The 8,667-nt window shown below is 65.5% G+C and carries 5 protein-coding genes; all 5 read left to right on the top strand.

Annotated features, from left to right (window positions below):
* Nucleotides 1–2,919, top strand: a 2,919-nt coding sequence (locus R4P65_RS30285) for an SDR family NAD(P)-dependent oxidoreductase (protein WP_317829241.1), incomplete at its 5' end; no start/stop codon positions are given.
* Entirely contained in the window at nucleotides 2,916–4,919 is a 2,004-nt protein-coding gene (locus R4P65_RS30280; RefSeq protein WP_317829240.1) for a beta-ketoacyl synthase, read from the top strand. The genes R4P65_RS30285 and R4P65_RS30280, both read left to right, overlap by 4 nt.
* A complete protein-coding gene (locus tag R4P65_RS30275; protein WP_317829239.1) occupies nucleotides 4,916–6,466 on the top strand; it encodes a PfaD family polyunsaturated fatty acid/polyketide biosynthesis protein in 1,551 nt (516 codons plus the stop codon). Before R4P65_RS30280 ends, R4P65_RS30275 begins: the two co-directional genes overlap by 4 nt.
* On the top strand, nucleotides 6,463–7,905 hold the full coding sequence (locus R4P65_RS30270; protein WP_317829238.1) for a pyridoxal phosphate-dependent decarboxylase family protein: 1,443 nt from the start codon (nucleotides 6,463–6,465) through the stop codon (nucleotides 7,903–7,905). Before R4P65_RS30275 ends, R4P65_RS30270 begins: the two co-directional genes overlap by 4 nt.
* Nucleotides 7,902–8,522: a hypothetical protein gene (locus tag R4P65_RS30265; protein WP_317829237.1), complete on the top strand. Its 621-nt coding sequence runs from the start codon at nucleotides 7,902–7,904 to the stop codon at nucleotides 8,520–8,522. The genes R4P65_RS30270 and R4P65_RS30265 overlap by 4 nt, the downstream gene beginning before the upstream one ends.
* Nucleotides 8,523–8,667 lie beyond the last annotated feature (145 nt).

Here is an 8,667-nt window from a genome sequence, read left to right as displayed (position 1 = left end):
ACCGGTTACCCGGTCGAGATGGTGGATCCGTCGATGGATCTCGAAGCCGATCTCGGTGTCGATTCGATCAAGCGGGTACAGGTGCTGGGCGCTGTGCAGGAGAGGTTCCCGTCGCTGCCCAGTCTTGGGCCCGAGCAGCTCGGAACGTTGCGCACTCTCGATCAGATCGTCGACTTGCTGGCGCAGTCGGCACCGAATCCCCCCACACCGGAACCTTCCGCGCCCGAATCCGCTGCGCTACCTAGTCCACCGGAACCTTCGCCGTCGGGCATATCCGCCGACGCTGTGCGCAGTGCCCTGCTCGAAGTAGTTGCCGACAAGACCGGTTACCCGGTCGAGATGGTGGATCCGTCGATGGATCTCGAAGCCGATCTCGGTGTCGATTCGATCAAGCGGGTGCAGGTGTTGGGCGCTGTGCAGGAGAGGTTCCCGTCGCTGCCCAGTCTCGGGCCCGAGCAGCTCGGAACGTTGCGCACTCTCGATCAGATCGTCGAGCTCCTTGCCGCGGGGAGTGATGTCCACCCAAAAGCTGAAGCCGCGGCGACCTCGCCGCGGCACACCGTCGAACTCACTGCGCTTCCACCAGTGGACAGAATCGAAGGATTGTTCGTAACCGGCGCTACCGCAGTGGTTCTGGACCTCACAGACGATGGCGCCGATTCGGCCAGCCTTACGAGCGGGCTCAGCGAACGCGGCTGGTCCGTCGAGCATGTGCCCTTGACCGGCACCGCGAACGACATCGAGAGAACCGTTGCGGGAGTGTTCGACGCCGACGTGACGCTCGCTCTCGTCGTGGTAGGCACGTCGACTGAGTGGTCTGTCGCAAGCCATCGGCTCTCGGCGGCTCTGCTCGCCGCCAAGTACGCCTACGCTTCCCTCGAACGTTCCGGCGGGCTCCGGTCGGCATTGGTGACCTTGACTCGTCTCGACGGTGCGCTCGGTTTCGCCGGCACAGTCGACCCGGTGCGCGCGTTGATCGGTGGTGTCGGTGGTGTCGTGAAAACGGTTGCTGCCGAGCGGCTTGGCCTGTTCTGCCGGAACATAGACGTTCATCCAGCCGTCGGTGCCGACACTCTCGTAGAAACACTGCTGATCGAAATATCGGACGCAGCGGCAGACACGCTGGAAGTGGCGATCGACGACAACGGTGACCGGTGGACGATCGTGCCCAGCCTGCACGGCGCGTCGTCGTCGCAAACGGTTGTCGACCGCGCCGCGACGATGAGCGTCACCGAATTGACCGAGTCCGACGTGGTTCTCGTGACCGGAGGCGCGCGGGGTGTGACGGCGCTGTGCGCACGCGAACTCGGCCGACACACGGCCGCACGGTTCGTTCTCCTCGGGCGCACCGACCCGGACCCCGAACCCGACTGGGCACACGGTGTCAACGACGCCGGTCTGCAGTCGGCAGCACTCACGGCGATGGCCGGATCGGGGGCCACACCCCGCGACATCGGACGGGCCTGTGCAGCGGTTCGGGCCGGCCGCGAAATCGCCGAGAGCCTGAAGGACCTCGGCGATCGCGCACAGTACATCGCGGTCGACGTCACCGACGTCGACGCGGTGGGAGCGGCCCTGAGCTCGCTGGCATCCGAGGTCACCGTCGTGGTGCACGGTGCGGGTGTGCTCGCCGATTCGGCGATCGGCGCCAAGACGGTCGCCGAAATCTCCCGAGTTCTCGACCCCAAGATCACCGGACTCGGTGCCGTGTTGGTTGCGCTCGAGACGAACGACGAGCCATCACCGCTACGTAGGATCGTGCTGTTCACGTCGGTCGCTGGGCTGTACGGAAATTCCGGGCAATCGGACTACGCGGCTGCGAACGAGGCGCTCACTCGGTTCGCTGCAGCTCATGTGTCCTCCCGGCCCGATCTTCACGTGACGGCGATCGATTGGGGCGCCTGGGACGGCGGGATGGTCACGGCCGAGTTGCGCGAGCACTTCATCGGACGCGGTGTTACCTTGCTCGATCCCGTTGTCGGCGCTCGCGCCTTCGCCGAGCAGTTCACACCTGACCGCCGCGACGACGTCGTGGTGTTGGTGGGAGAAGCCGCGTCGCTGACCGAAGGATCACCGACGCTGGGAGAACCGTTCGTCGCTACCCGGCGGCTCGTGCAGCTGGAGACGAATCCGCTGGTTCAGGCGCACCGAATCGGCGCGCATCCGGTGCTTCCCGCGACCTTCGGTCTCGGCGCAATGATCAACGTCGTCGAGCGGGCATACCCGGGCCGGACCGTCACAGGAGTCCGAGATTTCCACGTGCACAAGGGAATAGTCTTCGACCACCCGATCGAATCCATCGATATCCGGGTCGCCCCCGACGATGACCGTACCGTTCGGGTGTTCGTCACCGGCGGCGACAAAGCCAAGACGGTCTCTCACTACGTTGCGACGATGGATCTCGATGGGCATCCTGCGCAGGCTCCTCGGCACCATGCACCTCGTTTCGGTGCCGGAGTGCCCGCCGACGAGTTGTATCGCGACGCCAGGCAATTCCACGCGCCGTTGCTGCACGGGATGCGCCGAGTTCTGACGGACTCGGACACCGAACTGGTGCTCGAATGCGAACTCGGAGGTGAGCCGCTCGAACTCGGAGCGTATGCCGGAGTCCTGCACAATCCCGTACTCGCGGACGTCATTCTGCAGGGGCCTCCGGTACTCGGTCATCGCCTGCTGAACTCGGCGTGCCTACCCCTCGGCATCGGCCGAATCGACTACTACGCAGCGCTTCCGTTGGGCGAGCCCTGGGCGGTGGTGGTCGACAACCCGCGCGCGGGCTCTACCGACGTAACAATCGACGCCACCGCAATCGGGGCTGACGGCGTGGTTCTTCAGAAGTTTTCCGACGTGACAGTGGTCACGACACCTGATCTGTCCGACATGTTCCGCGAATCAGTAAGGCAGTGGTCCCAATCATGAACAACGGCTCTACACGAGACCTCGGCGAGGGCGTGCTCGCCTTCGACGGCGAGGCGTTCGACCCGGTCGGCGCCACATCTATCCCCACTTCATCCACTCCCGCGTCATCCGCACCGGCGGCCTTCGTCCCGAAGGCGTTTCTACCGGCTGCCGGACGGCCGAACCCGCTACGCGAGATCAGGGCTGCGGTCATAGGTGCGCACCGCGCGCACCTCGATGCCTACACGCGCGTCCAGCACGCGATCCTCCGGTCCGCTCGTACCGCGCCCGCACCGCTGCGAGCGCTCACGGTCGCACCCGTCGCGGTGGCGCCTGAGGGAGCATTCAAACCACTTGCCCGTACCGATCGCTGCACACTCGACCGAGCTGCGCTGGAGTCGCTCTCGCGCGGCGACATCGATGCCGTGTTCGGAACGGACTACAACCAAGCCGAAGCCAACCCCGATGTCCGCATCGCTGCGGCGGCGCCTCTGGCGCTGACCGCGATCACCGACATCGATCTGCGTGGCGGTGCGCTCGGTCGGGGTCGCCTGCGCGCCCGATTCGACGGTGACGCCACGACAGCGGCCGTGCAGGCAGTCGAGACCTTTGCGGTGTTCGCCGGGCTGCATCTATGCCTGGCCGACGCATTGTTGACCGCCACCCCACCGACACAGCTCGAGACCCGTTCGACCGAACTCGACGTCGTCGTCACTCAGATAGACCTCGTTCCTCGGCCGCATGTCATCGCTGAAGTGATCGCGGGCGACGGCCGGAGCGTCAGTGTCACGATGACCGTCACCGACAAGCCGGGTTCCGCGATCGGACCCGGCACCGGGGGCACGCTCGATCACTGGACCGGCAGGATCGGCCACGGTGGAGAGAGGGTCTTGCTCAACGAGTTCCACATGGCGCATCTCGCACGCGGGGACCAGGGGACCGCACTCGGACCCGAATTCGCGCACTACACCGGACACCGGGCGACACGGCTGCCGACCGGTGGTTTGCTGCTGGTCGATCGCGTCAGTCGATTCGACGGCACGCGGGGGGTCCTCGACCGGTTGGCGTCGTACGACAGTGAATACGACTCGCCCGCCGACTCGTGGTACTACGCCGACAGCGCGAACTACTCGGTGCCGCACTTCGTGTACATGGAGACGTCCCTGCAGGCGGCGCTGTTGATGGGGTTGTACGTCGGCCCCACGCTCACCGCCCCGAACCAAACCCTCAGTCTGCGGAACCTCGGGGGCACGGCGACCGTGCTTCGTCAAGTGGACCTGCGCGACAAGACCATTGCGCAGTCGTCGCGGTTGCTGTCGACGACCATGTTGCCTGGTTCGTCGCTTCAGACATTCGACTACACCCTGTCGGTCGACGGCGAGGCGTTCTACCGTGGTGAGACGATGTTCGGCTATTTCAGCGACGAGGCACTGGGCAACCAGACCGGTCTCGACGCTGGACGGAACAAGCCGACATGGCGAGAAACGAACGTGCCGAGCAGTGTTCGCACGATCGACATCGCTGCGCGTCGCAACACTTCGGGTGCGCGCCTGTGTTCGCAGGGTACGTTGGCGCTGCTCGATCAGGTCGACGTCGTCGACGGTGGCGGTGATCACGGCGAGGGCTACCTGCACGCAGTGCGCCGAATCGATCCGAATGACTGGTTCTTCGCACGACACTTCTACCTCGACCCGGTGATCCCCGGATCGCTCGGTGTGGAGACGGCGATCCAGGCCGTTCAGGAATGGATGCTCGACTCCGGGTTCGATTCGGGCATGGCAGATCCGCAGTTCCTGATCCCCGCCGACATCGACTTCACGTGGAAATACCGCGGCCAGTTCCTGCCCACAGATCGGCAGTGCGAACTCGAGGTGCACATCAAGGCTGTCGAGCGCAGGAACGGCTCGGTGATCGTGACCGTCGACGCGTCGTTGTGGAAGCCAGGTCTGCGCATCTACGAGCTCATCGACCTTGCTGTCGAGCTTTCGGACATCTCGATTCGCCGCGGAGCCCTCGGATGACCGCCGCGGTGGCACGGGCCGTCAGCGACGTGCGTTCGGTTCTGCTCGACCTCGACTCGCCGTGCTGGATCGTCGCCGATGCAGACGGAGTCGGCGCAACGTCGGATCCGGCGATGACGGCGAACGCCCGGGTGCTCAGCGCCGTCGGCCCCCTCTCGCCACAATCTCTGGGAGACAGCACGTTCCGCAGGTTCCATGGTGTGCGATACTCGTACGCCGCCGGAGCGATGGCCAACGGTATCGCGTCACCGGACATGGTGATCGCGCTGGCGCGGGCAGGCTACCTCGCGTCCTACGGCGCCGCAGGGGTGATTCCCGCCCGCATCGATGCGGCGCTGAACACTATTCGGCAGGCACTCGGCAACACCCCGTTCGCATGCAATCTCATCCATAGTCCCACCGAACCCGCGCTCGAGAAGGCCATCGTCGACGCGTGCCTCAGGAATGCGGTGACGTGTATCGAAGCGTCGGCTTTCATGGATCTGACGCCGCAACTCGTGCGCTACCGAGTCAGCGGCTTGGCGCTCGGCCGTGATGGCCGCGTCGAGCCGCGGCATCGGGTGATCGCGAAGGTGTCCAGACCGGAGGTAGCCGAGCATTTCCTCCGGCCGGCGCCCGCGAAGCTGCTTCGGGCATTGCTCGACTCCGGCGAGATCACCGCCGAACAGGCACAGTGGGCGGAACACATTCCGATGGCCGATGACATTACCGCCGAGGCCGATTCGGGCGGTCACACCGACCGGCGTCCACTGACAGTTCTGCTTCCGGACCTGATCATGCTGCGAGACCGACTCGCTCGCGAACGACCCGGTCGATCGGAGGTCCGGATCGGCGCAGCGGGTGGCATCGGCACTCCTCAGGCGGTGGCCGCAGCGTTCGCGATGGGCGCCGCGTACGTCGTGACCGGCTCGATTAACCAGTCGTCGGTGGAAGCCGATCAGTCGGACACGACGAAGGCGCTCCTGGCCTCGTCCGGGGTCGCGGACTGCACGATGGCACCGTCGTCGGACATGTTCGAGCTCGGTGTGCAGGTGCAGGTGCTGCGCCGCGGAACGATGTTCGCGGCGCGCGCACACCGGCTGTACGAGACCTACCGCGAATACGACGGCATCGAGTCGATTCCAGCCGTCCGCCGAGCCGATCTCGAGAAGTCGATCTTCGCGCGACCGCTCGACGACGTGTGGGCGGGTTGCGTGGACTACTTCACCGAACGCGACCCTGGTCAACTCGCCGGCGCCGAACGCGACCCGAAGCGCAAGATGGCGCTGATCTTTCGGTGGTACCTAGGGTTGTCGTCGGGGTGGAGCATCCGCGGAGAATCCGATCGCACGGCCGACTATCAGATTTGGTGCGGGCCTGCGATGGGCGCGTTCAACAGTTGGGTCGCCGGTACGCATCTCGCTGCGCCGACGAATCGTCGGGTCGCGGACATCGCGCACCACATGATGTTCGGAGGTGCGCACGCCACTCGCGTGGCGTCTCTGCGGAGCGCGGGGGTTCGCTTGCCTGCCGCTGCGGCACACTACGTGCCGGAGCCGCAGCGATGACTGCGCCGGACCGGACGGCGAGTCTGCTGACGACCGTCGCGCGCTACAGCGAACGGTACGTCCGGGAGGGCCGTGCCGACAGTACTCGGGTCGAGGCAGACCGGGACCGATTGCGAGCGGACTTCGTTCGGCCCTTGCCGAGGCGCGGTGAGGAACCGCACGACGTGGTGTCCGAACTCGTCTCGCGCGGCGAACCGGGACTGCTGCACTCGGGAGCGCCTACCTTTCTCGGGTTCGTCATGGGCGGTGCGTATCCCGTTGCGGTCGCCACCGAGTGGCTGACGTCGATATGGGATCAATGCGGCGCGCTGTACGCGACAAGTCCCGTTGCGTCGGTGGTCGAAGAGACGGTTGCGCGGTGGTTGATCGACCTGTTCGGGCTGCCGTCGGGCGTGTCGGTCGGTGTCACGACCGGCTGTGCGACGGCGAACCTGACGGGGCTCGCCGCGGCCCGTCACTCCGTGCTCGCCGACGCGGGCTGGAACGTCGACGACGACGGTCTGATCGGTGCGCCGGCACCGCGCATTCTGGTCAGCAAAGGCTGCCACGTCACGGTGTCGCGAGCGATTCGTCTGCTGGGCATGGCAGGACAGGTGTACCCCGTCGATGTCGACGAACAGGGCCGGATGTCGTTGCCCGCGTTCATCGATCGTCTGGACTCGACGACGGGGCCGCTGATCGTGTGCGCTCAGGTCGGCAATGTCGACTCCGGTTCCGTCGACCCACTGACCGAGATCTGCCGGCTCACGCATGAGCGTGGGGGATGGGTGCACGTCGATGCAGCATTCGGTATGTGGGCCGCCGCAGGGCCCACCGTGCGCCGTCATGTTTCTGGACTCGCCGCCGCGGATTCGTGGGCGACCGACGCGCACAAGTGGCTGAACGTTCCCTATGACTGCGGTATCGCTCTGTGCGCGCACCCCGACGCGCACCGCGCGGCGCTACGGACCAGCGCAGAGTATCTGACCGTCGCCACCGGCGGGGACCGAGATCCCGTCGACTATTCACCGGACATGTCCCGACGCGCGCGCAGCCTTGTTCTGTGGGCGACCCTGCGACATCTGGGCCGGGACGGTGTCGCCGACCTGATCGACCGATGCTGTCGCCTCGCACGGGAACTCGCGTCGAGCCTCGACGACGAGACGGGCATCACAGTCGTCAACGACGTCGTGCTCAATCAGGTGCTGGTTCGATTCGACGCTCCGGACGGTGACGCCGCGGGCCACCTCGGCCGCATCGTCGACACCGTGCAGCGGTGCGGGACAGGCTGGGCCAGCCCCACCACGTGGTTCGGTCACCCCACGCTGCGGCTGTCGGTCTGCAACTGGCAGACCGACAGCGCGGACATCGAACGGTGCATAGACGCGCTGGTCGGCGCCCATCGACAGGCCACTTCAGTGCACAGCTCCGCCGTCGCTCCCTTGGAGGAATTCGTATGACCACTGCCCACATGAGACCCGAACCGATCGTAACCGGTGAACCCGACCTCGACGCCGTCGTTGCGACGCTCACGGCGTCCTTCGCACAGGACCCGATCATCGAATGGGCAATACCCACCGACACGCCTGAACGTAGCCGCTACCTGGACTCATTTTTCGCGATCGTCACCGAAGACATTCTCGATCGCGGCGGAATGGTTGCTACTTCGAGCGACTACGACGCGGTCGTCGTCTGGTCGACGCCCACCGACGCGGTGCCGACCGTCGACGAGAGTGCAGTTCTGCTGGACCGACTCGAGTCCGCGACCGGGTTGACCGGCCACCGCGTCCGCGTCCTGATGGAACTGCTCGACGAGCATCACCCGACCGACCTTCCGCCGCACTGCCATGTCATGTTCGCCGCTGTCCGCGAACACTCGCGGGGGACCGGCGCGCGGGCTGCTGTGACCGGCGCGCTGCGCGAACTGCGGCTCGCCGACGGTGTCGGTGTCTATGCAGAAGCGTCGAGCGAGCGCAGCTCGAGGCTCTGGGAGCGTCTGGGACTGTCTCGAGTCGGTTCGGAGATCGTACTCCCCGACGGCGGACCGAAGCTGTTCCCGCTCTTCGCTGCACCGTAGGTTCGCGCTGGAATATCGAACGTCCGAAACACAGGGGCGGGGGGGGGGGGTGTGGTATTTATTATGGGGGGCCCCCCGTAGTTGTTTTTTTTTTTTTTGGGGGTGGGGTGGCCTTTGTGTTTTTTTATTTTTTGGGATTTTTTTT

It is taken from the genome of Rhodococcus sp. IEGM 1318, from assembly GCF_033142465.1.
In the GTDB taxonomy this organism is placed as follows: Bacteria; Actinomycetota; Actinomycetes; order Mycobacteriales; family Mycobacteriaceae; genus Rhodococcus_F; species Rhodococcus_F qingshengii_B.
This window is presented reverse-complemented; position numbering and strand designations above follow the sequence as displayed.